Origin of the sequence: Azohydromonas lata, assembly GCF_034427735.1 — a bacterium.
GTDB classification, from domain to species: Bacteria; Pseudomonadota; Gammaproteobacteria; order Burkholderiales; family Burkholderiaceae_C; genus Azohydromonas; species Azohydromonas lata.
The window spans coordinates 162,980-189,514 of record NZ_JAXOJX010000001.1 but is presented as its reverse complement, the minus strand read 5'-3'; the positions used below and the strand labels follow the sequence as shown (position 1 = coordinate 189,514).

The window sequence follows — 26,535 nt, the reverse complement described above, 5'->3', positions numbered from 1 at the left end:
CACCCGTGACCCAGACCACTTCATCCGACCGCGATTTTCTCGACCGCTACGGCCCCTGGGCCCTGGTGGCCGGCGCGTCCGAAGGCACCGGCGCGGAGTTCTCGCTGCAGGCCGCGGCCAAGGGCCTCAACGTGATCCTGGTCGCCCGCCGTCCGGACAAGCTCGGGGAACTGGCCTCGCGCATCCGGCAGACGTACGCCGTGCAGGTGCGCACCCTGGCGCTGGACCTGTCGACGCCCGGCGCCGCAGCCGCGCTGCAGCACGTCGCTGACGGCCTGGATCTTGGCCTGGTGGTGTTCAACGCCGGCGGCGACAGCGTCGGCGGCCGCTTCCTTGAGAGTTCCTACGAGGCCTGGCGCACGCTGCTGCAACGCAACATCGACTTGCTCACCGAGGCTTGCCACCGCTTTGCGACGGCCCTTGTCGCGCGTGGGCGCGGCGGCATCGTCCTGGTGGGTTCCGAGGCGGCGTTGGGCGGCACGGGGCGGCTGGCCATCTACACGGCCACCAAGGGCTATGCGCTGAACTTTGGCGAAAGCCTGTGGAAGGAGCTCAAGCCGCATGGCGTGGATGTGCTCAACGTGCTGCTGGGGGCGACCGACACGCCCAAGCTGCGCACCGTGTTTGCCAAGCACGGGCTGTCGCCCGACGCCGTGCACTTGACGCCCTCGCAGGAGGTGGCACGTGTCGGACTGGCGCGCCTGGGTCAAGGGCCCACCGTCGTGCTCAGCGCACCCGAGGGCTCGACGGACTCGCTGGTCTCAGCACGCGTGCGCCGCGAACGCGTGGAAGCGCAGAGCCGCTTCCTCGACAACTTCTACGGTCCCGCCGCGTGAACTGCTGAGGGCGCGTGCGGCTTGTCGCGCTGCAGCGCCCGGCGCCGAGCCGGACGATCGGCCAGGGCGAGGTAGGCATCGATCGACGGGCTGGCGCCTAGCAGCGGGCGAGCCTGTTCGAACAGGCTCATCATCAGGATGTCCGCCGCCGTGAAGCGCTCGCCCAGCAGGTAGGGGCCGGACTCCGCAAGCGTTGCCTCGATGTGCTGCATCATCGCCGCGTCCAGCCGGGCCATCGCGGCATCCCGGGACAAGGCCTGAGTGCCCTTCATGTACACCAGCGGTTCGGTGAGCCCCACCTGGTAGAACAGCCAGGTGAGGTATCGCCCACGCAGCGCGTCGCCCGCAGGCACGCCGACCTGCGCATTTGGGAACAGGTCCGTGAGGTACAACGCGATCGCCCCGGTCTCTGTGACGATCCGGCCGTCGTGATCGAGTGCCGGTGTGAAGCCGTGCGGATGGGGATTGCGTGCATCGGCCCGGCCGCCCGTGCTGTACGGATCGGCAACGTTCACGAGTTCATACATCGCACCGAGTTCTTCGAGCAACCATGCGATGCGCGACGATACGGAACCGGGGGCGTGGTACAGGGTCAGCATGGCTGGCTTCCTTGGTGCGCCTGACGGCGCGGACAGTGGAACGGATCGGCACGGCCGGCATGCGCATGCGCATGCGCATGCGTGCGTGCCAAGGCTGCACTCGATAGTGGCGCCAAAGATGGAAAATAGTTGATGGCTCAACTCTATGGCGGCCTGCTCTATTCCCTCTACTGATGGTTTTCCCTGATCTGCCGGGAGATTGCCGCCGAGCGTTGACGCAGCGCAAGACGCCGGGTGGAAGCGGCGTCGCAGGCGCTTGTGTGGCGGGCGTCAAAAGATCAGAATTTGAAAATGTGTTCAATATAAGGGCGCGACCGGTGACCGGCAAGGTCCGGGCCGCCCCTGACTGAAAGGAGACGATCGTGACCGCAGCAACCAAGGACCAGTCGCTGGAGCGCGCTTTTTCCGGCGTGGCCGACAACTACCGGGGAGCCGATGTCGATCTGAATGCCCTTTACCGTGAAATGCGACGCGACTCGCCGGTACTGGAAGAAAACTTCATGGGGCGTCTGGGTGTGCCCAACATCGCGGGCCTCGACCCCGACCGCCCCACGTTCACGCTTTTCAAGTACGCCGACGTGATGGCCGTGCTGCGCGACGCAGCCAACTTCACCAGCGGCTTCATTGCCGAGGGGCTGGGCTCGTTCTTCGACGGGCTCATCCTCACCGGCATGGACGGCGAGGCGCACCGTCGCGCCCGCGCCCTGCTGCAGCCCATTTTCATGCCCGAGGTGGTCAACCGCTGGAGGCCCAGGATGGACCGCATCGTGCGCGAGGAGTACCTGCAGCCCCTGGTGCCCCAGGGACGCGCGGACCTGATGGACTTCGGCCTGCATTTCCCGATCCGGCTGATCTACGCGCTCATCGGCTTTCCCGACGACAAGCCCGAGCAGGTCAAGCAGTACGCCGCCTGGGCGCTGGCCATCCTCGCCGGACCGCAAGTGGACGCCGAACGCGCGCGCGTTGCCCGCAAGGCGGCCATGGAGGCAGCGCAGGCGCTGTACGACGCCGTGAAGGTCCAGGTGGCACAGGTACGCGCCAACGGTGCCACCGGCGAGGACCTCATCAGCCGACTCATCCGTGCGGAGTACGAGGGCCGCTCGCTGGACGACCACGAGGTCACCACGTTCGTGCGCTCCCTGCTGCCTGCGGCCGGCGAAACCACCACCCGCACCTTTGGCTCGTTGATGGTGCTGCTGCTGGAGCGCCCCGAACTGCTGGAGCGCGTGAGGCGCGACCGCAGCCTGGTGTCCAAGGCCATCGACGAAGCCGTGCGCTTCGAGCCCGTGGCCACCTTCAAGGTGCGTCAGGCCGCAAAGGACCTGGAGATCCGGGGCGTGAAGATCCCCAAGGGCGCCATGGTGCAGTGCATCGTGGCCTCGGCCAACCGCGACGAGGAAGCGTTCGAGAACAGCGAGACCTTCGACATCGATCGCAAACCCAAGCCGTCCTTCGGATTCGGGTTCGGGCCGCACATGTGCATTGGCCAGTTCATCGCCAAGACCGAGCTGCAGGTAGCCCTCAACGCGGTGCTGGATCTGCTGCCCGACGTTCGACTGGATCCGGCGCAGCCGGCCCCGCAGATCACCGGAGCACAGCTGCGCGGGCCGCACGCCGTGCCCGTTGTCTGGGGCTGAGGCCATCCTCGGCATGGGGCCCATGATCGAGAAGGACGTGGTCGTCGTAGGGTCCGGCGGTGCCGGTCTCACGGCCGCTACCGTTGCCGCCCGGCACGGGCTGGACGTGTTGCTGGCAGAAAAGACAGCGTGGTTTGGCGGCACGACGGCGCTGTCAGGCGGAGGCGTCTGGGTGCCGGGCAGCACGCTCGCAACGCAGGCCGGCCTGGGCGAGGCTGCCGGTACAGCCGCGCGCTATGTTCACGAGGTAGTGGGCCCGACCCTGCGTGCCGACCTGCTTGAGGCATTCCTCGACGCCGCGCCACGCATGGTGGACTTCCTGCATGCACACACCGCCGTGCGCTTTGCGGTGCAGCGTGGCTTCGCCGACTGGCATCCGGCTGCCAGCGGGTTCTCGCGCGAAGGCCGCCTGCTGGTCCCGCTGGAGTACGACGCGCGCGAGCTGGGTCCACATTTTGCACAGCTGCGCCCGCCACTGACGGAATTCAATGCACCCGGGGGCATGATGATCGGACTGGCCGACATGGGGCATGCAGCCAACGCGACGCGCTCCTTCGCGGCGTTCAGGCACATGGCGCGGCTCGCCTTGCGCTTCGGGCTGGACAGGCTCGCGCGGCATCCGCGTGGCACGCGTCTGACCATGGGCAATGCGCTGGCGGCCCGGTTGCTGCGCTCGGCGCTGGACGCCGGCGTGACGCTGTGGCGCCAGGCGCCCATGCAGCGGCTGCTTGTCGAGCAGGGCAGGGTCACCGGTGTGGTGCTGCAGCGCGGTGGGGAGCAACTGGAGGTGCGGGCCCGGCGCGGCGTGGTGCTGGCCACGGGTGGATTCTCGGCCAATAGCGAGATGCGACGTCAGTTCATCCCCTATGCCGAGCACCACGTCTCGCTCGTACCCGAGGGAAACACCGGCGACGGCCTGGCGGCGGCGCGTGCGGCTGGTGGACGCTTCGACGGTGAGAACCTCAGCAATGCCGGCTGGGTGGTGGTGTCGGTGCTGCAGCGAGCGGACGGCTCGGTGCGCAAGTTCCCGCACCTGTTCCTCGACCGTGGCAAGCCCGGCTGCATTGCAGTCAACGCCCAGGGCAAGCGCTTTGGCAACGAGTCCGCCACCAACCTCGTCGAGCCCATGCACCGCAGCGGCTCGGTACCTGCGTACCTCGTGTGCGACGAGGCATTCATCCACCGCTATGGCCTGGGACTTGTGCGCCCCGGTGGTTGGGGTCTGCGACGCATGATTGCTGAAGGCTACATTGTCACGGCACCGACGCTGCAGGCGCTGGCCGCGGCCATCGGTGTACCGCCTCACGCACTGGAAGCGACCGTCAATCGCTTCAATGGACAGGCCGAGCGTGGTGTCGACGAGGACTTCGAACGAGGCAACGCGCGCGCCGACCATGTCATGGGCGATCCGTCCCACGGTCCCAACCCCTGCCTGGGCCCGGTGCACAAGGCGCCTTTCTACGCGCTGAAGGTATTTCCTGGCGACTCGACCACCACCGTGGGCTTGCGCGTGGACGCCCGGGCTCGCGTGCTCGACATGCAGGACGCGCCTGTGCCGGGGCTGTACGCCATCGGGCTGGACATGAATTCATTGTGGCGAGGGCGTGCGCCGGGAAACGGCGCGAACAACACGCTGTCGTTGACCTTTGGCTTCATTGCGGGACACGCGCTGGCTGGTGCTGCCTGACTGCTGTTGGCCGTAACCTGCGCGACAGTGCGCAGTCGCGTTCCTGCCGCGAGATGTCTTGATGAGGGCCGCGCGCCTGACGCCAGGAGTTCCCAAGCTGCCAGTGGAGCCTTCTCCGGCACGGTGGTGCCGTTGCCGCACGCGCTGCTCGCCACGGACAGTGTAAGAAGCGGTTGGAGCCGTTTCAGGGCAGGTGCGGCGTTGCAGTACGCGCCGCGTCATTCCCACGCCCGCACCGCGCGGAAAACCGATGGCGGCATGCATACGGTGCGTCCCGGACGTATGCCGGATCAAGCCCTGGGCGCGCGTAAAGCCCGCAACCGGCATGCACCTGGCACAGGCCGGTACGGGCCTGTGCCAGGTGCTGTCCCGTCAGGCCTGGCCCAGGAATGTTGTTCCCACGTCGGCACCGGCCCCATGGCTGCCGGTCACGGAAGAATCCGCCGGCGCCTGGGCCATCGGGTTGCGTTCGACGGCGTAGCGATGCCGCACAGCGTTGCTGTGGATGCTGACTGCCCTGGGGCGATCGCTTACCTCGATTGAAGCGTACTCAGCATCATCGCCGGCATGGAGCTTGAATGTCGCCACCATCTGCGACAGCCGCTGTGCCTGTGCCTGCAGCGAAGCTGCCGCTGCCGCGCTTTGCTCCACCATCGCGGCGTTCTGCTGGGTCATCTGCTCAAGATCCGTCATTGCGGCGTGTACCTCGCCGATGCCCGAACTCTGGGCCCCAGCGGCATCGGTGATCTGGGAAATCATGTGGCTGACCTGCTGCACCGAGCCGACCAGCGTCGTCATCGTCTGTCCCGCCTTCTGTACCAGTTGGCTGCTCGAGTTCACCTGGTCCACGGAGCTGCCGATCAGCTGCTTGATGTCCTTGGCGGCCAGCGCGCTGCGCTGAGCCAGGTTGCGCACCTCGGCAGCCACGACGGCAAAGCCACGCCCTTGCTCGCCTGCGCGCGCGGCCTCCACCGCGGCGTTGAGCGCCAGGATGTTGGTCTGGAACGCAATACCGTCGATCACGCCGATGATCTCGCTGATGCGGCGCGACTGGAGCGCAATCTGCTCCATGCTGGCAACGACGTCGGCAACCACCCGGCCACCGTGCTGCGCAGTGGCAGCGGCGCTGCCAGCGACGTCGTTGGCCATGTGGGCCGAAGTCGCTGTCTGCTGCACGGCACCGGCGAGCTGGCTCATCGAGCCTGCGGTGCGCTGAAGATTGGCGGCGGCGTTCTCGGTGCGCGCGGAAAGGTCCTGGCTGCTGCTGGCCACCTCGGTAGATGCAACCTCGATCGTATGGGCGGTATCGCGAACCGCGCCCACTACCTCCCGCAGGCTGGCCTGCATCCGACCCAGCGCCGCCAGCAACGCACCGGTCTCGTCGCGCAGGGACGTTTCAATGGGCTGCGACAGGTTACCTTGGGCCACTTCCTCGGCGACTGCGACGGCACGGCGCAGCGGGACACTGACGCTGCGCGCAATCAGCCAAGCCGCCAGCACGCTGATGGCCAGCCCCGCGCCCGCGGCAAGCAACTGGATCCGGCGCGACAACGCCACGGCGGCTTCGGTCCGAGCCTGCGCCTCTTCGCCGGCCTGTCGCACCGCGGCGACCACGCCATCCACCGACTTGGCCCAGAAATCGACTTCGTTCTTCACGCTGAACGCCATCGTGGCCACCTGGGCCTCGTCGAGCGGCACGTCGGCGTCACCTGCGCGCGCGCCATCGGAGATGCGAGCACTCAGCGCCTGCCTCATCAGCCCCATCGCACCCTCTGATTCGGTCAGCGGCTTGAGCGCCTCGAGCATGCCCGCAATGTCGTTGCCCTCATGGGTCAGTTCCATCAAGCGACCTTTGGCCGCCGCATAAGCAGCAATCTGCTTCTCGATTCGGCCGGCGTGGAAACTGATTTCCTCGGACTGCGTCGAGAGCATGACAAGCAGGCCGCTCATGTAGCTCTCGTTGATCTGCGCGCGCATTTGCTCGGCTGCTGCAATGAGCTCGGTACTCGAACGCATGGTGGCACCCATGTCCTGCTGCAGCCGACCGGTCTGGAACACGGAGAATCCCGTCGTCCCGGCAAAAAGTGCCAGAACGGTCCCGAACGCCAGGGCCAGGCGCCGTCCAATTGTCATGTTGCCAAGCAAGTTCTGCAGGGACGATCGGCGGCCAGGAGAGCGCACGAAGGAGGAGGAGTAGGGCATCAAGGCGACCTCGGCACGCCGCGACTAGCGGCACGGTTTGTGGAACTTCTGAATCGACCCCTTGTTCACCGACATGAGGCACGAACTCCGCAACATTGGTTGCGAAAGCTGCCGATCTTTGGATTCGACAGTGCACAAGGTCTTATGTGATTCGCAATTGTTGATCTAGTTGATACAGCAACTACATGATTCTTGCCCATATGCGTTGTTCGAACGCATGGAACTCAAGCTGGCGCAGCTCATGCGTGCCCTGCAGGAAGCGCCGTTGCTGCAGCACGGCATTCCAGGCGCGCAGCGCGGGGCATGCACCGCTGACGCCGGGATGGCATTCGCGCGTGAGCAGTGCGTGCTTCGCGGCAAGTCCCCATGCAAAGAGCACTGCCTAGTTGCGTGCTGCCTGTACGAAACGGCGCGAGGACGTCTTGCGCAAGACCGCTGCAGCACTGCAAGGCGGAAGAGCGTTTTTTGGCTTGCGGTTCAGGCCAGGAGCACGCCTGTACAGCGCGCCTCCGCTGGAGGCCATGCGATGCCGCTGCGCTGGCGGCATGGTGGATAGCGAGCCGGCGTGTCAGGCCGGCGTGGTGTGCTTGCGCACCGGTATACGTGGCCGAGCCGCACCCGCGGACTGCTCGAGCCGCTGTGGTGCTGGCGTTGCAGCACCGCCATGCGCGGTGCGGAAGATGCGAACCGACTCCACCACGACTTCGGCCCGGTGGTGCAGCGAGCGGGCTGCCGTGGAGAGCTGCTCCACCATCGCGGCGTTTTGCTGCGTGACGCTGTCGAGCTGGCTCACGGACTTGTTGACGAGTTCCACGCCCTGCGCCTGCTCCTGCGCGGCGCGGCTCATGTCGGCGATCAGGCCGAACACCCGGTCCACCGCCTGCGCGCTCTGGCGCACGGTGCGGCCCGTGGCCTCGGCCAGCGCGTTGCCGGCTTCCACGCGGGAGGTGGCGTCGCCGATGAGGTTCTTGATCTCGCGCGCCGCGTCGGTGGTCTTGCCCGCCAGGGCGCGCACCTCGCCGGCCACGACCGCGAAGCCGCGCCCGGCCTCGCCGGCGCGCGCCGCCTCCACCGCGGCGTTGAGCGCCAGGATGTTGGTCTGGAACGAGATGCTGTCGATGACCTGGATGATCTCGCCGATGCGCTGCGAGGCCTCGCGGATCTCGCCCATGCGCTGAACCATCTCCTGCATCGACTGCCCGCCCTGGCGCGCCGCGTCGGCGGCCTCCTGCGCCAGGCCGCGCGCGGTCTCGGCATGCTCGGCGCCGTGGCGCAGCGTGACGGCGATTTCCTCCACCGACGAGGCCGTGTGCTGCAGGCTGCCGGCCTGCAGCTCGGTGCGAGCACCCAGGTCGGCATTGCCCGCGGCGATCTGCTGGGAGGCCGTGCGGATGCCGTCCACCTCGCTGCGTACGTCGCCGACAATGGCCTGCAGGCTCACGTCGAGCTGTGTCAGGGCGCGCATGAGCTGCTCGGTCTCGTCGTCGCCGCCAGTCGCCTTCGCAAGCCCGAGTTGGCCGGCGGCCAGGCGGTTGGCCGTGACAATGGCCGATTGCAGCGGCGCCACGGCCATGCGTCGCAGCAGCAGTGCTGTCGTGGCGGCCAGGGCAAGTGTTGCACCCAGGGTCAGGCCCGCGTTCAACCCGGTTGCGGCCAGGACGCTACAGGCCAGCGAGCTGGCGATGCTCAACCCCGCAATGCGGGCTCCCAGGCCCCAGCGCAGCGCCGAATGCAGCCGGCCCAGCACAGTGCGAACATGCAACTCGCCGTGTTGCAGCACATAGCGCCCGGGCTGCTCGCGCATGTGTGCGTACAGCGCTTCGGCCTCGGCCACCTGCTCGCGCGAAGGCTTGCTTCGCACCGACAGGTAGCCTGCCACGCAGCCGTCCTCGATCACGGGCGTCACGTTGGCCAGTACCCAGTAGTGGTCCCCGTTCTTGCGGCGGTTCTTCACCACCCCGGACCAGGGCCGCCCATCCCGGATGGTGGCCCAGAGGTCGCGAAACGCCTCGGACGGCATGTCCGGATGGCGGATCAAGTTGTGTGGCTGGCCCAACAGCTCCTCGCGCGTGTAGCCGCTGGCCCGTATAAAGGCCGGATTGCCGTAGGTAATGCGGCTCTTGAGGTCAGTGGTCGACACCAGCGTCGTGCCCTCTTCCAGCACGTACTCGCAGCCGGTCACGGGGCCGGTATGGCGCATGGTCGTTTTCGTCGGGAGTCGGAGCTGCAGACACAGGCGTGTTCAGGCCGCGGCACAGGCCGCCGCGGTGAAGTGGCCTCGCGGGTCGTACGTCGGCGGGCCGTTGGCGCGACCCGCCTGGCTCACAGGGAGCGGCTGATGATTTCCTTCATGATCTCGGAAGTGCCGCCGTAGATGCGCGCCACCCGGGCATCGACCCAGGCACGGCCGACCTTGTACTCACTCATGAAGCCGTAGCCGCCGTGCAGTTGCAGCAGCTCGTCGAGCACCTTGCCCTGCATTTCCGAGCCCACGAGCTTGCACATTGCACCCACCTCGGGAGTGAGCTCGCCGCGCATGGCCTTGGCCAGGCAGTCGTCAACAAACACGCGCAGCATCGTGGCCTGGGCCTTGCACTCGGCGAGCTTGAACTTGGTGTTCTGGAAGTCGAACACGGTCTTGCCAAAGACGCGGCGGTCGCGCGTGTAGTCGATGGTTTCCTGCAGCAGCGCCTCGATCGAGGCCGCTGCGCGCAGCCCGATAATGGTGCGCTCCCAGGCCAGTTGGTGCGTGAGGTAGCCGAAACCCTTGTTTTCCTCTCCGAGCCGGTTGGCCACGGGCACGCGTACGTTGTCGAAGAACAGCTCCGACGTGTCCTGGCCCTTGAGACCGATCTTCTCCAGCAGTCGGCCCTTGGAGAAGCCAGGCCGGTCAGCCTCCACGCACACCAGCGTGAGGTCCTTGGCAGCGGGATCGAGCTTGGTGGCCGTGACCATCAGGTCGGCGTTGCCACCGTTGGTGATGAAGGTCTTCTGGCCATTGACGATGTAGTCGTCGCCGTCGCGGCGTGCGGTGGTGCGCATGCTGCGCAAGTCGCTGCCGATGCCGGGCTCGCTCATCGCGATGACGCCCACCGTCTCGCCGCTGACCATCCCGGGCAGCCAGCGCTGTTTCTGCTCCTCCGTGCCGTAGGCCACGATGTACGGCGCGACGATCTCGGAGTGGGTCGTGAAGCCCACGGCCGTGGCGTTCACGCGCGCGAGCTCCTCGATCATCACGGCCGAGTGCCCGAAGTCGCCGCCGGCGCCACCGTACTCCTCGGGCACCGTCACGCACAGCAAGCCGGCGTCACCGGCCTTGCGCCACAGCGACTTGGGCACGATGCCGGCCTTTTCCCATTCGTGCAGGTTCGGGGCGATCTCGCGCTCGATGAAGCGCCGGGCCTGCTCGCGGAACTGTTCGTGGTCTTCGCGGAATACGGGTCGCATGGTGAGTCTGTCTGGCTGTGTATCGGGGGTAGGGCGCTCAGCGGCCCGTGAACTGCGCAGGGCGCCGCTGCAGCATGGCGTTGACCGCTTCGAGGTGATCCTCGGTGTGGTGCGCCAGTGCCTGGTAGGCTGCCGAGAGCTCCAGCAGCGAGTCCAGGCGCATGTGCTGGCCCTCGCGCAGCAGCCGCTTGGTCAGGCGTAGCGCGTGAGCCGGGTTGGCCGCAATGCGTTGCGCCAGCGCCTGTGCGTGCTCCGCCAATGCCTCGCACGGCACCACTTCGGCCACCAGGCCCCACTCCAGCGCTCGGGCGGCGTTGATCGTGTCGCCGGTGAAGGCCATGAGGCTCGCCCTTGGCATGCCCACGATGCGGGGCAGCAGCCATGCCCCGCCATCGCCCGGCACGATGCCGACCTTCACGAAGCTCTCGGCGAACAGGGCGCTGTCGGCCGCGATGCGGATGTCGCACATGCACGCCAGGTCCAGCCCGGCGCCGATGGCTGGCCCGTTGATGGCAGCGATCACCGGCACGTCCAGCTCGTACAGGGCCAGCGGGATGCGCTGGATCGTGTTGCGATAGCTTTCGCGCACCTCGAAGGGGCTGCCGGCGAAGATGCCGCCGCGGTCGCGCATGTCCTTGACGTTGCCGCCGGCGCAAAAGGCGCTGCCTTCGCCGGTCAGCACCATCACCTTGACGGCAGGGTCACGTCGGATGCTGCGGCACAGCTCCTCGAGCTCGTGCATCTGGGCGGGCTCGGTGAGCGCATTGCGCGTCTCGGGGCTGTTGAGCCGGGCGGTCAGCACCGCACCCTGGCGCTCGACGGCCAGGAACGGGGTCGTGGTCATGCGATCTCTCCGAGGGTCAGATCCAGGCGGTTGGCGGTGACGGCCGGCCACAGCGACGTACTGCCGCCAGCGCATACCGCGCGGCCCAGGCGCTGTGCCCAGTGGCTAAGGTTGCCGAACTCGCTGCGCCAGCCCCACAGCCGACGGGTGGCCTGCTGCAGCGCGTGCTCATGGGTGAAGCCGATGGCACCGTGCACGGCGTGCGCCATGCCAGCCGCGACACCGGTGCCTTCGGCAGCACAGACCTTGGCCGCGGCGATGGCCCAGGCGTTGAGCTCGGTTGAGTTGCCGGCTTCGGCAAAGGCCGCCTCGGCAGCCACGGCCACGCAGCCGGTGTGCTGTGCCATCACCGCGAGCTGGTGCTGAATGGCCTGGAACGAGGCCAGAGGCTTGCCGAATTGCACGCGCTCGCCGGCGTAGGTGGTGCTCATCTGGAGAATGGCTTCCAGTGCGCCCGCGGCCTGGGCGCTGCGCAGCATGGCGCCGCCCAGCCACAGAGCCTCGCCACTGAGGCCTTGCGGCAGCCCGGCACTGGCCACCGGTGCAACGGCGTCGAAGTGCAGTTCGTCGCGAGGCTCACCGGCAACGTTGGCACGTTCGGTGCACGTGGCACGGCTGCGCGGGAGCACGACCAGCACGGGATTGGCGTCGCCGACAATGGCCACGGCATGGTGGACGTTGCGTCCCCACGGCACGTCATGCAGCGTTCCGCTCACGCGCGAGCCTTCGAGCTTCAGCGTCGAGCGCGCGGCGATACCCAAAGGCTCGTTGCGTGCCTCCAGGCCGCAGTGTCCGAGCAGGGCGTTGGCCAGCAACGTCTCGGGCAGCGGCAAGGGCAGGGTGTGACGCCCGCAGGCGCGCACGACGGGATACAGGTCCTCCCACGATGCGCCCGCGCCACCGAGCGCCTCCGGCGCCGCGGCGACTGCAAAGCCGGACTCCTCCAGCAGCGACCACAGGGCCTGCGGCCACTGGCCGGCCTCGCACGAGTTGACCAGTTCCGGCGTGACATGGTCGGCCAGCAGCCGTTCCATGGTGGATTCGAAGAGTTCACGCATGCTGCTACCTCAGTCCCAGGCCGCGGGCGATGATGCCGCGCAGGATCTCGCGGGTGCCCCCGCGCAGCGAAAACGATGGCGCCATCTGCATCAACGCCGCCAGCACCTGGGCATGGTCGCTGCCGCCGCCGACGACTGGCGGCTCGTCAAGGACGGCCTGGGCCAGTTCCGGAATCTCCTGCTCGAAGGCTGTGCCCAGGTCCTTGACGCAGGAGGCTGCCAATGCCGGGTTGGCGCCTGCGGCGAGTTCGGCCGTGACGGACAGAGACATCTGGCGCAGGCCTACCAGCCGCGCCACCAGGCGACCGATTTCCTTGGCCTGCAGGGCGTCGGGACGGCGGCCGCAGGCGTCGATGAGCGTGTGCAGCAGCGCGATGCTGCTGAGGAAGCGCTCCGGCCCGCTGCGCTCGAAGGCGAGCTCGGCCGTGACCTGCTCCCAACCCTGGCCCTCGGCCCCCACCAGGGTGTCCTGGTCCAGGTGCACATTGTCGAAGAACACCTCGTTGAAGTGCTCGCCGCCGGCCAGGTCGCGTATGGGCCGCACAGTGACGCCGGGCGCCTGCAAGTCGATGATGAACTGCGACATGCCTTCGTGGCGGGCGGCTGTCTTGTCGCCCGTGCGCACGAGTGCAATCATGTACTGCGAGTAATGGGCGTTGGTGGTCCAGATCTTCTGGCCGTTGAGCACCCACCCGCCCTTGGCATCGGTCGAACGCACGGCACGGGTGCGGATCGATGCCAGATCGGAGCCCGAGTTGGGCTCGCTCATGCCGATGCAGAAGTACGTCTCGCCGCGGCAGATGCCGGGCAGGTACTTCTCGCGCTGGGCCTCGCTGCCGTAGCGAAGGATCAGCGGGCCGCTCTGGCGGTCGGCGATCCAGTGCGCCGACACTGGCGCGCCGGCGGCAAGCAGCTCCTCGATCACCACGTAGCGGGCCCAGGGGCCGGCCTCGTGGCCGCCATAGCGGCGGGGCAGCGCCATGCCGAGCCAGCCGCGCCGGCCGAGCTCGCGACTGAAGGCCGGGTCGGCGCCCATCCAGGAGTCGGCGCTGCGCAAGGGCGGACGCTCTTTGAGCGCCTCGGCCAGGAAAGTACGGACCTGCTCGCGCAGCGCCTGGGCCTCGGCAGGAATGTGGTGATGTCGGAATGCGATGGCCGTCATGTTCTTGCCTGGTGGGGCGCGGTGCCGGGCTGCTGGGGCCCGGCACCGCGCCGCGACAGCGTCAGTGCTTCAGAGCGCGGTCCCGGCGTCCGCGGAGGCGAACATGCGGTTGATGTCGCCGGAGGTCACGGGCTTGTTCGGATCGCGCACCGGCGCGGCGCCGCCCAGGCCCAGTGCGGGCTCGATGCTCACATGCGTGGCCTGTGCGCGCAGCGCGCCAACCGTGCAGTTCTCGCGCCCGAGGATGGCAAACGGGTCGTACGAGAACTCGCGCATGGCGTTGAGGTGGCTGATCTTGTCGATGATCTCGGGCGACAGATGCTTGGCCTGGGCCCAGAACACGTCCGCGGAGTGCGGCCAGGTGCAATCCGAGTGCGGGTAGTCGCACTCCCAGGTGACCTTGTCGACGTTGATCGAGTCCAGGTTCTTCAGGCCGAAGGCGTCCTCGATGAAGCAGGTGATGACGTGCTCGTTGAAGATGTCGCTGGGCTTCTTGTCGCCGAAGTTGGACATCGTCCAGGCATGGTGGTGGCTGTGCGTGAAGTCCGCACGCTCGAGCAGGTACGGGATCCAGCCGATGCCGCCCTCGGACAGCGCCATGCGCAGCTTGGGGTACTTCTTCCACATCGGCGCCCAGATCCAGTCGGCCGCCGAATTGGCGATCGAGATCGGCATCGACGTGATCCAGGCGTCGATCGGAGACTCGTCGGAGGCGTGCGCTGCCTTGGCACCCGTGCCGATGTGGCAGCAGATCACCACGTCGTTGTCGGCGCAGGCCTTCCACAGCGGGTCCCAGTGGTCGTTGTGGATGGAGGGGTAGCCGTGCACGGTGGGGTTATCCGACAGCGTCAACGCATGCACGCCCTGCTTGGCCATGCGCTCGACTTCAGCGGCAGCGGCCTGCATGTCCCACCAGGGCACCATCAGCAGCGGGATGAAGCGGCCGGGCGCGGCGTTGCACCAGTCGTGCAGGTGCCAGTCGTTGTAGGCCTGGATGGCCGCCAGCGAGACGCCGCGGTCCTCGTAGCTCTGGAAGCGCTGGCCGGCAAAGCCGGGGAAAGTGGGGAAGCACAGCGAGCCCAGCACGCCGTTGGCGTTCATGTCGTCCACGCGTGCCTTGATGTCCCAGGTGCCGCGGCGCATGTGCTCGTAGCCCAGGGGCTCCATGCCGTACTCCTCCTTGGGACGGCCCACCACGGAGTTCAGGCCCATGTAGCCCGTGGCGCGCTCCTCGAACACCCAGACGTCGCGCCCGTTCCTCTGCACCACTTGCGGCTCGCGGCCCTTGTACTTGGCCGGCATGTGGCGGGTGAACGCATTGGGCGGTTCGATCACGTGGTCGTCGACGCTGACGAGGATGACATCTTCAAACTTCATCGGGTACTCCCGTGCGGACAAGGCCGGCGCAGGGGCGCCGACTGGGTTGATCGGAAACGATGCCGAATGCTAGATCAATAATTGGACACTTTCAATGATTGTGTTCATATGCAAACCCTAGCATTGCGTTTGCGGGAAGGGACTGCGACCCGGCCGCGCAACGATCAGTGCGGCCATGGGCAATCCAGCCAAGGCCCGCAAGGGGACTCCGGCTATGGACGGGCAAGCTGGGAAAAAGGCAAGCCAAGCGCCGCAGGGGCGCTCGGCTCAGTAGAGAACGGATTCGAGGCGGTGGCCGAGGTCGCGCAGCGCGTCACCCAGGGCGTCGATCTCGGCCTCGTCGCGCTGGCCGCGGATCGACACGGCAGAGATGGTGTACGCCATGTTGGCGCTGGGGTCGCACACGGGCGCGGCGATCGCCACCACGCCGGCGGCGAAGTAACCGTCATCGATGGCCCAGCCGCGCCGGCGCGCGCGGTTGACCTCGCGCAAGTAGGTCTCGAAGGACAGCGGGCGCGCCCAGCGCATCTCTTCGAAGGCCCGGCGCAATGCCTCCTCGCTCAGCCCCATGCGGCTTGCGAACAGGCGGCCGCTGGCGCCCATGAGAATGGGCAAGCGCTGGCCCGCAGGCATGTCGATGCGCAGGTCCGTCGGGCTGGACTCGGAACTCACCAGGACGATGCGGTCCTCACCCATGCGGCGCCACAGCGTTACCGTGACGCTGTGGCGCGCCGCCAGTTCGTGCATGAGGGGCTGTGCCATCTGCACGCGCTGCCCCTGCGTGACGAGCTGCTCCACCAGGCGCGCCAGCCCCAGCCCCGCCGAGTAGGTCTTGGACAGCGCGTTGAAATCCACCACGTCCTCGGCCACCAGCGTGCGCAGGATGTTGAAGCAAGTGCTGGGGTTGATGGAGAGATGCCGGGCGATATCGCTCGCGCGCTCGGGTGAGCCCTTCTGCGCCAGGTAGCGCAGGATGCGCACGGCGTTGACCACCGGCTTGACGATCACGCCGGCACCAGCTCCTTTGCCCGTGGACGACGAGGACATCGAGGAGTCGGCCGCCTCGGCGGGATCGGAAGAGGAAGATGAGGTTTCGAGCTTCATGATCGGGACAGTGCGTTCAAATTCTAAGGCTAGGATGAGTTTCTCCAATGCGAAAAAACCCGTCCGCGCCTGGAAGGCGCCGTCCTCTATCGGGAAGAGCACACGCCCTGCGACTTCTTGCACTGGACGGACGTGCCGAATCAGGGAGAACCCTGGTTTAAAAATGCACACTTTATGGAAAGATGTGCATATCAATGGACGCCGTCAACGTGGGCGGCCCGAACGAAGGAGACAACATGAGCACCACCGGCAAGGCTATCCAGTTGCGAGTCACGGCCGATCGCAGCCGCTGCTGCGGCTACGGCCTGTGCGCGCAGATGTGCCCGCAGTTGTACAAGCTCGACGAGAACGGCCTTGTCGTGCTGGAGACCGACATGGTGCCGGCCGGCATGGAAGAAGAGGCCCGCGAGGGCGCCGCGGCCTGCCCGGCGGAGGCCATCCTCATCGAGGAAGTGCAGGGCTGAGCCCGCACCCCGTTCCCAACAGGAGACACAGCAGCGTGGACATCATCGGCATCGGCTACCTGGGCTTCGAGAGCGCCCGGATCGAGGAGTGGCGGACCTATGGTCCGCAGGTGCTGGGCTTTCAGGTCGGTGCCTCGCCCGAGGCCGATCCCGAGTCGCTGTACTTCCGGATCGACGACCGGCGCCATCGCTTTGCCTTCCATCCCGGCCAGAGGGAGCGCTTGGCCTACATCGGTTGGGAAGCGCGCGGCAAGCTGGAATTCGAAGCCGCAGTGCGGCGGCTGCGCGAGGCGGGCGTGGACGTCACCGAAGGTGATGTCGCGCTGTGCGAGCTGCGCGGCGTCAAGGCCGTTGTTCGCTTCCGCGACCCCGTGGGCTACCAGCACGAGCTGTTCTACGCCCAGAAATGGATGCCGCGCTCGTTCCAGAGCGGTCGGCCCCACGGGGGCTTCGTGGCCGATGGACGTGGCCTGGGACACGTGGTGCTGATCACGCCAGAGTTCACGCCAGAGCTGGAGCACTTCCTCACCGAGGTCATGGGCTTCCACTACTACGGCGCCGGCGCGGGCAAGGGCAAGACGGCTTTCTACCGCACCAAGCTCAACAACTACACCAGCCACGACATTGCCTATGGGCACGGGCCCGGCAAGATGGGCATCCAGCACATCGGGCTGTTCGTCAAGTCGCTGCGCGACGTGGGCGAGACCTATGACATCGTCAAGCAGCGCAATCTGCCGATGATGATGACGCTGGGCCAGCACACACAGGACCCGCACGTCTCCTTCTACCACTTCTCCCCGAGCGGCTTTGCCTTCGAAGTGATCACGGAGCTCGAACCGTGGCATCACGATGGTTTCGAGCTCAACCCCGAGAAGCTCAGTACCTGGGGCCACGAAGTCGTGGGTCCCATCCTCGGCCCGAGCGTGCGCTCGCCGCAGGAGGTGCTCGATGCCGAGGGCTTGGCGATCCTGGAGCGTAACAAGCACCGGCATGCCTGAAGCGGCGGCGCTGACCGGACGCTGAATTGCAGTCTGTCTCCTTCCCGGCCTTCTGCGGGATTTGGCCCGGCACAGGACCTGAAGTCCTGGCCGGGCTCTTTTTGCTCCGGATGCCGTAAGTGCGGCCTCGCCAGGCAGGTAGACAGCGACAGTCGGTGTCCCGGGAAAAGACCATTCCGGGATGGATGGGTGGTCAGTTGCGCAAGGCTCGGTGGAGCGCCGGCGACATTGACGCCGCCGCGCCTGATGTGTCTCGCCGTTGGTGTGAAGCGCGGTGGATCGTTGGTATGGGCCTCGTGGCCGGACCTGCCACTGGACCGGCCGCGACCCTCACGCTGATTCGGATGCCGACACCAGCAGCATGCGCGCAACATTGGCGTGCGCAGGTTGCTCCAACATGAAGCGCACTGCGCGTGCGACGTCCTGCGGCGCCAGCGGTGGCGTCTGATCGGCACGCACGCCCATGCCTTGCGAGCGCATGCGCTCGAAGATCTCGGTTTCCGTGGTGCCCGGCGCAATGGTGCCCACGCGCACGCCCGTGCCCTTGAGCTCCAGGCGCAGCGAGGTCGTGAAAATTTCCAGTGCCTGCTTCAAGCCGCTGTACGCGCCCATCGACGACGAGCTCAGGTAGGCGCCGACGCTCGAGACGTTGATGATCGCGCCGCTACCCTGGGCCTTGAGCGCGCGCGCGAACACGTACGAGGCGCGTACTACCGCGTCGAAGTTCACGCGGGTCATCTGTGCCAGCTCGTCAAGATCGATCCGGTCCACCGGGCCGGAGACCACCATGCCGGCGTTGTTGATCAGGATGTCAACCCGCCCAAAGCGCTCCCGCGCCAAGTCCAGCAGGGCCTGGGGCGTGGCCGGGTCCTCGACCGCAGCAGCCAGGCAAGCACAGGGCCCGCCAAGGCTGTCCTGGAGTTCCACCAGGCGCTGCGCGCGTCGGGCCGTCACCACCAGCCGGACCCCGGCCGCGCTGAGCTCACGCGCAATGGCTTGGCCAATGCCCGACGATGCGCCGGTGACGACGGCTACGTTGTCATGCAGTTCCATGCCGCTTGGCCTGCTTCAGCTGGTGGCCTTGGCAGCCAAGCGGGCTTTCATCTCGTCCTGAAAGTCGCGCTTGAGCGTGGGGTAGTAGGCAATCTGGCCCCCCATGCCGCCGGCAATGTCGATCGACGCGGCACTGATGAAGGAGGCGTGCTCGCTGGAGAGAAAAAGTGCCATGCCGGCCACGTCCTCCGGCTTGCCGAAGCGCCCCAGCGGCACGACCTTGAGCACCATGGCCTCGAACTCCTCGCGCGGCGTGCCTTCGGGCATCTCGCGGTAGTGACGGTCCCACTGGCCGGTATCGATCCAGCCCATGTTGAGCGTGTTGACGAGGATGTTGTCCTTGGCCAGCGACATGCCCAGCGACTTCGACATCGCAATGCAGGCAGCACGGTTGACCACCGAGGGGATGCCGTCCGGCGTAATCTGCACACCCGCCAGTGCGTTGATCTCGACGATGCGACCCCAACGCTGGCGCCGCATGTGTGGCACCACCGCCTGCACGAAACGGAAGTGTCCCATCTGCAGCACGTTGGCGTGTTCCAGGATCTGCTCGGGCGTGAGCGTGTCGAGATTGCCACCACGTCCCTGACCGGCGTTGTTCACAAGCACGTCGACGCCGCCCCATTGGCTCGCCACCTCGTCCACGAAGCGCCGCACGCCCTCGGTGTCGGTGACGTCCACCGCACGGGCGATGACGGCCTGTGCCTGGTGTCCCAGCTCTTCACCCGCGGCCGCCACGTCGGCCTCGGTTCGCGCGCATATCGCCACGCGTGCCCCTTCTGCCGCAAACGCGCGCGCGATCGCGCGTCCTATGCCGCGCGAGGCGCCTGTGACGATCACCCGCTTGTTGCTCAGGTCGATATGCATGGTTGTCTCCGTGTACGGCCGCCGCATCCGGGCGCCCTCTCTGGAATTCTAGACACAAATCAAGAAATCGTTCAGTAATACTCACTCGCCGCTGGCCGGCGTGCTGCTCGACATCGCCAGGAACTCGCGAAACGCCTGCGCTGCCGGGCTCAGTGGCCGTTCACGGTTCCACGCGAGACCGACCTCCATCACGGGCAGGTGTCCTTCCACTGCGACCGCCTGAATGCGCCGCCCTTCCAGAGACCAGGGGCGAAACACCAGGTCCGACAGGATCGTCACGCCCAATCCCAGCGCCACCATCTCGCGCAGCGCCTCCATCGACGACGTCCGGATCACCGAGGCGGGCTCGATGCCCGCGCTCTTCCAGTAGCGCATGGCGTTGCGATGCGCATCGTCCACCGTCGGCACGATGTAGGGATAGCGCGCGATATCGCTCCACTGCACCGTGCTGCGCTCGGCCAGCTCGTGCGTGGCCGACACCCATAGCCGGCGACGCGAATAGGCCAGCGGCTGCAGCTGCAACTGCTGCGGAGCGTCCAGGTTCGACAGCAGCAGCGCCGCGAGCTCGATGCGGCCGTCGTGCAGCTGCCGCTCGATCTGCAACCGTGGCAGCTCCAGCGGGACCAGTTCGACGAGCGGAAACAGCTTCATGAACTTGGCCACGGCGGGCAGCAGGAAGTAGCCCTGCACGGTGTACGTGGCCGCGAGCTCCAGGCGCCCGCTGACGTCGGTGCGGTGATGGAAGGGAAAGCGCGCGGCCTCGCTGGCGAGCTCCAGGACGGCCTGCGCATGTTGCAGGAACGCATGTCCCTCGTACGTGAGCTTGACGCCACCTCGATTGCGTTCGAACAGCAGCGTGCCCAGCAGCCGCTCCAGCTCCGCAATGGCCAGCGTCATCGCCGACTGCGAGATGTTGATTTCTGCCGCGGCCACGGAGAGCTGTCCTGCTCGGGCAGCCGTCACGAAGTAGTGCAGCTGGCGAAGCGTGAAGCGTGGCGGTATGGAGGGACTCTTGGCCATGAGCAAAACCAATGTGAAACCACAGGAATTCACTAATGACTATGCCACGGAAATTGAACACAATTGCACCGAGTGTCTTGAAACGCGACGACGCGCACCCGACACCCCAGACTGTGCCGAAGGCAACTGCGGCACGTATCCCGCCCACGCACCCAATGGAGCAGCGACATGGCATTTCTGCGGCAGTGCCTTCTGGAGGCAAGGAGGCGCTCAGGCGACCTCGAGGGTTGGATCGAGTCGATGGAGTCGACGCTCGGTCGCGACAGGACGACGGCTGACGCAACGCTGCAGCAGTCCGCGTATCCCATGTCGCTGGCCGCCGCCCAGGCATCGCGCTCGGGCCCTGTGGCCTCGGCGCGGCCGCAGAGCGGCTGATTGATATCTGCAGGCAAGACGCAAAAACGAAGGAGCACAACCGATGAAGCTGCTGGTGCCCGTGAAACGGGTGGTGGACTACAACGTGAAGGTCCGGGTCAAGAGCGATGGCACAGGTGTGGACATCGCCGGCGTGAAGATGAGCATGAACCCTTTCGACGAGATCGCCGTCGAGGAGGCCGTGCGGCTCAAGGAGCAGGGCGTGGCAAGCGAGATCATCGCCGTCTCCTGTGGCGCAAGCGCTTGCCAGGAGACGCTGCGCACGGCGCTGGCCATCGGCGCGGATCGCGCCATCCTGGTCGAGACACCCAACGATCCGTCGTTCGAGCTGCAGCCGTTGGCCGTGGCCAAGATCCTCAAGGCGCTCATCGACAAGGAACAACCGGGCCTGGTGATCCTGGGCAAGCAGGCCATCGATGACGACTGCAACCAGACCGGCCAGATGCTCGCAGCACTCGCCGACCTGCCGCAGGCCACCTTCGCCTCCAAGGTGGAAGTTCTGGAGGGCAAGGCCAGGGTCACGCGAGAGGTGGACGGCGGCCTGGAGACGGTGGAAGTCACGCTGCCGGCGGTGGTGACCACCGACCTGCGCCTGAACGAGCCGCGCTACGTGACGCTGCCCAACATCATGAAGGCCAAGAAGAAGCCGCTGGAGAACATCAAGCCGGCCGACCTGGGCGTCGATGTCACGCCGCGCATCAAGACCCTCAAGGTCAGCGAGCCGCCCAAGCGCGGCGCCGGCGTGAAGGTACCCGACGTCGCCACGCTGGTGGACAAGCTCAAGAACGAAGCCAAGGTGATCTGACATGGCCGCCCTCGTCATTGCCGAACACGACAACGCGCAGCTCAAGGGCGCGACCCTCAACACCGTCACCGCGGCGCTCGCCTGCGGCGGCGAAGTGCATGTGCTGGTGGCCGGTAAGAACGCCGCCGCCGTGGCCCAGGCCGCTGCCCAGGTGCAGGGCGTGTCCATGGTGCTGCACGCTGATTCACCGGCGCTGGGCACCCAGCTGGCCGAGAACTTGGCAGCACAAGTGCTGGCGCTGGCCGGTGGCTACAGCCATATCCTGTTTCCCGCTACGTCCAGCGGGCGCAACGTCGCGCCGCGCGTGGCCGCGAGGCTGGACGTGGCGCAGCTCAGCGACGTCACCAAGGTGCTGGGCGCTGATACCTTCGAGCGCCCGATCTACGCCGGCAACGCCATCGCCACGGTGCAGAGCGCCGATGCAGTCAAGGTCATCACCGTGCGCACCACCGGCTTCGACGCCGCGCCGGCCGTCGGCGGCAGCGCTGCCATCGAGACGATGGCCGCGGTGGCCGACAGCGGCAAGAGTGCCTTCGTCGGCCGTGAGCTGACCAAGAGCGACCGCCCCGAACTGACGGCGGCCAGGATCATCGTGTCGGGCGGCCGGGCCCTGGGCTCCGCCGAGAAGTTCACGGAAGTGCTCACGCCGCTGGCCGACAAGCTTGGCGCGGCGCTGGGTGCAAGCCGTGCCGCGGTGGACGCGGGCTACGCCCCGAACGACTGGCAGGTGGGTCAGACCGGCAAGATCGTGGCGCCAGCGCTCTACATCGCCTGCGGCATCTCGGGCGCGATCCAGCACTTGGCGGGCATGAAGGACTCCAAGGTGATCGTGGCCATCAACAAGGATCCGGAAGCGCCGATCTTCAGCGTTGCGGACTACGCGTTGGAGGCTGATCTGTTTGGTGTGATACCAGAGCTGGTCGCTCAGCTTTGACGTATCGGGAGCAAGTGATGGGCACTGACGCGCACGTTGCGAAGTCCTGTACCGGGGAGCAGGACTTCTACGGGCTGATCCTGGAGCGCATCGATGGCAGGCCAATGCGTCTTGCACGCTACTGGGGGCAGGTGCTGCTGGTGGTCAACGTCGCATCCCGCAGTCCGCTGGCAACGACTCACCTGCGGGAGCTCCAATCTCTGCATGAACGCTACAACGAGGTCGGACTGAAGGTCATGGGCTTTCCGTGCAACGACTTCGGCGGCATGGAGCCTTGGGACGACGGGCGCATCCAAGACCATTACGAGCGGACATTGGGCTTGAGCTTTACGCTCTTCTCCAAGGTGTCCATTGCCCGCGAGCCGCGTCATCCGCTCTTTGCCATGCTTGCTCGTGCAGCGGAAGTGCCGCGGGACGTTGGCGGCATGCCACCGCATGCCCGGTTGGCCAGGGAGCCAGCGACGACAGCGGGCTCACAGGGTCCCGTGCATGACAACTTCGAGAAGTTCCTGGTCGGTCGCGACGGACGGTTGCTGCATCGGTTCGGCCCCGAGATACCGCCGCAGGCGCCGCAGGTGCTGACCGCCTTGGAGCAGGCGCTCGGTGTCGCGCGCAATGGCTTGTCCGCAGCGGCGGCGTCGGTCGGTCGGTCCTTCCAGCTTGCTTCCCATTCCAGCCTGACCTGACCAAGGTCTGATCGCAGGACCGTCCACGTGCCTGGCGGCCCCGCGTACTCGCTCCAAATGCCTTGTCGACCTGTCCATGAACACCCAAGACTTCCTTCTGCAGCAGTACGGTCCGCGCGAATCCATGGAGTACGACGTCGTGATCGTGGGCGCCGGCCCTGCAGGCTTGGCGACTGCCATCCGGCTCAAGCAGCTTGCCTCGGCAGCGGGCTCTGAAGTTTCCGTCGTCGTGTTGGAGAAGGGCGCCGAGCCGGGCGCCCACATCCTCTCCGGTGCCATCATGGACCCGCGCGCGCTGACGGAGCTTATTCCCGACTGGAAGGAAAAGGGGGCACCGCTCAAGCAAGCCGTCACGGCTGACGAGTTCCTGTTTCTCTCCGAAACCGGTGCGCGAGCCACTCCGCACGGCCTGCTGCCCGATTGCTTCAAGAACGAAGGCAACTACATCGTGAGCCTGGGCGAGGTGGTGCAGTGGCTGGCCGCACAGGCGGAAGAGCTGGGTGTGGAGATCTTCCCCGGTTTTGCTGCTGCGGAAGTCCTGTACGCCGAGGACGGCACGGTGCGCGGCGTGGCCACCGGCAACATGGGGCTCGGCAAGGACGGCGATCCGACCGACCACTTCCAGCTCGGCATGGAACTCCGCGGCAAGTACACCATCTTTGCCGAAGGCTCGCGCGGTCACTTGGGCAAGCAGCTCATCGAACGCTTCGCACTTGACGCGGGCAAGGATCCGCAGAGCTATGGGCTGGGCTTGAAGGAACTGTGGGAAGTCCCCGCAGCCAACCACCGTGCCGGCCTGGTGGTCCATACGGCCGGTTGGCCCCTGGATGCGGACACCTACGGAGGCAGCTTTCTTTACCACGCCGCGGACAATCGCATCGCCATTGGCTTCGTCGTGGGTCTGGACTATGCCAATCCCTGGCTGTCGCCGTTCGAGGAGTTCCAGCGCTTCAAGACCCATCCTGCCGTCGCCAAGCACCTCGCTGACGGCCGACGCATCTCCTACGGCGCGCGCGCCATCACGGCCGGCGGTCTCCTGAGCCTGCCCAAGACCGTGTTCCCGGGCGGCGCACTGGTGGGCTGCGACGCGGGCTACCTCAATGCCAGCCGCATCAAGGGCAGCCACGCCGCAATCAAGAGCGGCATGCTGTGCGCGGAAAGCCTGTTCGAGGCGCTGGCCGCGGGACGCAGCGGCGACGTACTCTCTGCCTACCCGCAAGCCTTCGAGAAAAGCTGGCTGCACGCCGAACTGCTACAGGCCAAGAACTTCAAGCAGTGGTTCAAGAAGGGCCGCGCGACGGCGACCTTGATGACAGGCATCGAACAGTGGCTGCTGCCGCGCCTTGGCGTGAAGTGCCCGCCATGGACGCTGCGGCGCACCGCGGCTGACCACACCTTCCTCAAGCCAGCGGATCAATGCGAGCGCATTGCCTATCCCAAGCCGGACGGCAAGCTCAGCTTCGATCGCCTCTCGTCAGTGTTTGTCAGCAACACCAACCACGAGGAAAACCAGCCTGCGCATCTAAGGTTGCGTGACGAGCAGGCGGCACTGGACATCAACCTGATGACCTTTGCCGGCCCCGAAGCGCGCTTCTGTCCGGCGGGCGTGTATGAATACGTGGGGCAAGCCGACGGTCGGCAGAGACTGCAGATCAATGCACAGAACTGCCTGCATTGCAAGACCTGCGACATCAAGGACCCCACGCAGAACATCACCTGGGTCGTGCCCGAAGGCGGCGGTGGCCCGGCCTATGCCGGCATGTGATCCCGTGGGCATCCGGCGGGACGGTGCGCTGGTCAAGGGACAGCAGCCTGCACAGGCAGGTTGCATGTGCAAGGGCTGCATCGTGATGGACAACAGAGGGAGTGTGATCAATGCGCATCGGCGTTCCGCTCGAAACCGCAACCGGTGAGACACGTGTCGCGGTCACGCCCGAGACCGCGAAGAAGCTCATAAGCCAGGGCCACCGGCTCCTCGTGCAATCCGGCGCCGGCGTGGCTGCAGCGGCGTCTGATGCCGCCTACGCCGCGGTAGGCGCTGAAGTAGTGGACGCCCGCGCCGCGCTCGGCTGCGATCTGGTGCTCAAGGTCCGCTCGCCCTCGGCGCAGGAACTGGAGCACATGCAGCGCGGCGCCACGCTGGTCGGAATGCTCAACCCCTTCGACGCCGAAGGCCTGCAGCGCCTGGCTGCTGCGGGTATCACCGCCTTCGCGCTGGAGGCCGCCCCGCGCACCACGCGCGCGCAGAGCATGGACGTGCTCTCCAGCCAGGCCAACATCGCCGGCTACAAGGCCGTGATCATCGCGGCCGACCGGTATCAGAAGTTCTTTCCCATGCTCATGACCGCTGCGGGCACCGTGAAGGCCGCGCGCGTGGTGATCCTGGGCGTGGGCGTGGCGGGGCTGCAGGCCATTGCCACGGCCAAGCGGCTGGGCGCGGTGATCGAGGCCTCCGACGTGCGCCCCTCGGTGAAGGAGCAGGTGGAGTCGCTGGGCGCCAAGTTCATCGACGTGCCCTACGAGACGGCCGACGAGAAGGACGCCGCGGAAGGAGTGGGCGGCTACGCGCGCCCGATGCCCGAGAGCTGGCTCACGCGCCAGCGTGCGGAAGTCGCCAAGCGCGTGGCGCTGGCCGACGTGGTGATCTCCACGGCGCTGATCCCGGGCCGCCCGGCCCCGAAGCTCGTGTCCGCAGAGATGGTGCAGTCCATGAGGCCGGGCTCGGTGATCGTGGACCTCGCCGCGGCCAACGGCGGCAACTGCGCGCTGACGGTGCCCGGGCAGACGGCGGTGCAGCACGGCGTGACGATCGTGGGCGAGACCAACCTGCCCGCGCTCGTGGCGGCGGACGCCTCTGCACTCTACGCGCGCAACGTGCTCGACTTCCTGAAGCTCATTTGCCCCAAGGAGGCCGCGGCCGTGAACGTGCCGCTGGACGACGACATCGTGGCCGCATGCCTGATGAGCCGAAATGGACAGATAACCAGGAGATCTACATGAACCGCCTGATGCTGCGTGCCAAGCTGCACCGCGCCACCGTCACTGAAGCTGATCTGCACTACGAGGGCAGTTGTGCGATTGACGCGACCCTGCTCGAGGCAGCCGACATGCGTGAGTTCGAGAAGATCGAGCTCTACAACGTCAACAACGGCGAGCGCTTTTCCACGTACATCATTCCGGCTCCACCGGGCTCGGGCATCGTGTCCCTCAACGGTGCTGCTGCGCGCAAGGCGCATGTCGGTGACCTGCTCATCATCTGCACGTACGCACCCATGAGCGAAGAGGCTGCTCGTGCCTACAAGCCGCGCTTGGTGCTGCTGGGCGAGGGTAATCGCATCCAGCAGATCAAGGCGGTCTGAGTACGCGCCTCTTCCTACCGC

Annotated in this window: 23 protein-coding genes; 11 read left to right on the top strand and 12 right to left on the bottom strand. The window is 66.6% G+C overall.

Annotation, left to right across the window (positions count from 1 at the left end; all coding sequences use genetic code 11):
• The first annotated feature begins 5 nt into the window (after positions 1 to 5).
• Positions 6 to 836, top strand: coding sequence for an SDR family NAD(P)-dependent oxidoreductase (locus tag SM757_RS00870; RefSeq protein WP_051241903.1), 831 nt, complete (start codon positions 6 to 8; stop codon positions 834 to 836).
• On the opposite strand, the gene SM757_RS00865 is transcribed toward SM757_RS00870, so the two are convergent.
• A complete protein-coding gene (locus SM757_RS00865) occupies positions 818 to 1,435 on the bottom strand; it encodes a glutathione S-transferase family protein (protein WP_051241901.1) in 618 nt (205 codons plus the stop codon). The genes SM757_RS00870 and SM757_RS00865 overlap by 19 nt on opposite strands.
• A 362-nt stretch (positions 1,436 to 1,797) precedes the next feature.
• Between SM757_RS00865 and SM757_RS00860 the strand changes: the two genes are divergently transcribed.
• A complete protein-coding gene (locus tag SM757_RS00860; protein ID WP_028997014.1) occupies positions 1,798 to 3,072 on the top strand; it encodes a cytochrome P450 in 1,275 nt (424 codons plus the stop codon).
• Positions 3,073 to 3,094: 22 nt separating this feature from the next.
• On the top strand, positions 3,095 to 4,759 hold the full coding sequence (locus SM757_RS00855) for an FAD-dependent oxidoreductase (protein WP_322464189.1): 1,665 nt from the start codon (positions 3,095 to 3,097) through the stop codon (positions 4,757 to 4,759).
• A gap of 372 nt (positions 4,760 to 5,131) precedes the next feature.
• On the opposite strand, the gene SM757_RS00850 is transcribed toward SM757_RS00855, so the two are convergent.
• The 8 genes from SM757_RS00850 to SM757_RS00815 all read right to left on the bottom strand — a co-directional run bounded on the left by SM757_RS00850 (position 5,132) and on the right by SM757_RS00815 (position 15,896).
• The gene (locus tag SM757_RS00850; RefSeq protein ID WP_084150438.1) at positions 5,132 to 6,961 is read right to left on the bottom strand and encodes a methyl-accepting chemotaxis protein; all 1,830 of its coding nucleotides are present in this window, start codon (positions 6,959 to 6,961) and stop codon (positions 5,132 to 5,134) included.
• Between the two features lie 568 nt (positions 6,962 to 7,529).
• Positions 7,530 to 9,161 carry a methyl-accepting chemotaxis protein gene (locus SM757_RS00845; protein WP_322464188.1) on the bottom strand — a complete coding sequence of 544 codons (1,632 nt, stop codon included), beginning with the start codon at positions 9,159 to 9,161 and terminating at the stop codon, positions 7,530 to 7,532.
• A gap of 122 nt (positions 9,162 to 9,283) precedes the next feature.
• Positions 9,284 to 10,408, bottom strand: coding sequence for an acyl-CoA dehydrogenase family protein (locus SM757_RS00840; RefSeq protein ID WP_029000739.1), 1,125 nt, complete (start codon positions 10,406 to 10,408; stop codon positions 9,284 to 9,286).
• 37 nt (positions 10,409 to 10,445) lie between these two features.
• Positions 10,446 to 11,252, bottom strand: coding sequence for a crotonase/enoyl-CoA hydratase family protein (locus SM757_RS00835; protein WP_029000740.1), 807 nt, complete (start codon positions 11,250 to 11,252; stop codon positions 10,446 to 10,448).
• Positions 11,249 to 12,310, bottom strand: coding sequence for an acyl-CoA dehydrogenase family protein (locus SM757_RS00830; RefSeq protein WP_322464187.1), 1,062 nt, complete (start codon positions 12,308 to 12,310; stop codon positions 11,249 to 11,251). Before SM757_RS00830 ends, SM757_RS00835 begins: the two co-directional genes overlap by 4 nt.
• Positions 12,311 to 12,314: 4 nt before the next feature.
• Complete coding sequence (locus SM757_RS00825) at positions 12,315 to 13,472, bottom strand: acyl-CoA dehydrogenase family protein (RefSeq protein ID WP_322464186.1); 1,158 nt, start codon at positions 13,470 to 13,472, stop codon at positions 12,315 to 12,317.
• A gap of 69 nt (positions 13,473 to 13,541) precedes the next feature.
• Positions 13,542 to 14,849 (bottom strand): amidohydrolase family protein, encoded by a 1,308-nt coding sequence (locus tag SM757_RS00820; protein WP_322464185.1) that lies wholly within the window; start codon positions 14,847 to 14,849, stop codon positions 13,542 to 13,544.
• Between the two features lie 267 nt (positions 14,850 to 15,116).
• A complete protein-coding gene (locus SM757_RS00815; protein WP_029000744.1) occupies positions 15,117 to 15,896 on the bottom strand; it encodes an IclR family transcriptional regulator in 780 nt (259 codons plus the stop codon).
• A gap of 293 nt (positions 15,897 to 16,189) precedes the next feature.
• Here SM757_RS00815 and SM757_RS00810 point away from each other — a divergent pair, with 293 nt between their 5' ends.
• Positions 16,190 to 16,417 (top strand): ferredoxin, encoded by a 228-nt coding sequence (locus SM757_RS00810; RefSeq protein WP_043460676.1) that lies wholly within the window; start codon positions 16,190 to 16,192, stop codon positions 16,415 to 16,417.
• Positions 16,418 to 16,452: 35 nt separating this feature from the next.
• Positions 16,453 to 17,415, top strand: a complete 963-nt coding sequence (locus tag SM757_RS00805) for a VOC family protein (RefSeq protein ID WP_029000746.1) — start codon at positions 16,453 to 16,455, stop codon at positions 17,413 to 17,415.
• Between the two features lie 330 nt (positions 17,416 to 17,745).
• Here SM757_RS00805 and SM757_RS00800 read toward each other — a convergent pair whose 3' ends face one another.
• From SM757_RS00800 to SM757_RS00790, 3 genes are all read right to left on the bottom strand, one after another.
• Positions 17,746 to 18,468 (bottom strand): SDR family oxidoreductase, encoded by a 723-nt coding sequence (locus tag SM757_RS00800; protein WP_066342896.1) that lies wholly within the window; start codon positions 18,466 to 18,468, stop codon positions 17,746 to 17,748.
• Between the two features lie 15 nt (positions 18,469 to 18,483).
• Positions 18,484 to 19,335, bottom strand: coding sequence for an SDR family oxidoreductase (locus SM757_RS00795; RefSeq protein WP_029000748.1), 852 nt, complete (start codon positions 19,333 to 19,335; stop codon positions 18,484 to 18,486).
• An 81-nt stretch (positions 19,336 to 19,416) separates the two neighbouring features.
• On the bottom strand, positions 19,417 to 20,355 hold the full coding sequence (locus tag SM757_RS00790) for a LysR family transcriptional regulator (RefSeq protein ID WP_322464184.1): 939 nt from the start codon (positions 20,353 to 20,355) through the stop codon (positions 19,417 to 19,419).
• Positions 20,356 to 20,773: 418 nt separating this feature from the next.
• On the opposite strand from SM757_RS00790, the gene SM757_RS00785 reads away from it, so the two are divergent.
• The 6 genes from SM757_RS00785 (at position 20,774) to panD (ending at position 26,514) form a co-directional block, all read left to right on the top strand.
• Entirely contained in the window at positions 20,774 to 21,535 is a 762-nt protein-coding gene (locus SM757_RS00785) for an electron transfer flavoprotein subunit beta/FixA family protein (RefSeq protein ID WP_029000751.1), read from the top strand.
• 1 nt (position 21,536) lies between these two features.
• Entirely contained in the window at positions 21,537 to 22,469 is a 933-nt protein-coding gene (locus tag SM757_RS00780) for an electron transfer flavoprotein subunit alpha/FixB family protein (RefSeq protein ID WP_322464183.1), read from the top strand.
• A gap of 17 nt (positions 22,470 to 22,486) precedes the next feature.
• A complete protein-coding gene (locus SM757_RS00775) occupies positions 22,487 to 23,155 on the top strand; it encodes a glutathione peroxidase (RefSeq protein ID WP_051243566.1) in 669 nt (222 codons plus the stop codon).
• 76 nt (positions 23,156 to 23,231) lie between these two features.
• Positions 23,232 to 24,920 (top strand): electron transfer flavoprotein-ubiquinone oxidoreductase, encoded by a 1,689-nt coding sequence (locus SM757_RS00770; RefSeq protein ID WP_029000753.1) that lies wholly within the window; start codon positions 23,232 to 23,234, stop codon positions 24,918 to 24,920.
• A 110-nt stretch (positions 24,921 to 25,030) separates the two neighbouring features.
• Positions 25,031 to 26,155, top strand: a complete 1,125-nt coding sequence (locus SM757_RS00765) for a Re/Si-specific NAD(P)(+) transhydrogenase subunit alpha (protein WP_322464182.1) — start codon at positions 25,031 to 25,033, stop codon at positions 26,153 to 26,155.
• A complete protein-coding gene (gene panD / locus SM757_RS00760) occupies positions 26,152 to 26,514 on the top strand; it encodes an aspartate 1-decarboxylase (protein WP_029000755.1) in 363 nt (120 codons plus the stop codon). The genes SM757_RS00765 and panD overlap by 4 nt, the downstream gene beginning before the upstream one ends.
• Positions 26,515 to 26,535 lie beyond the last annotated feature (21 nt).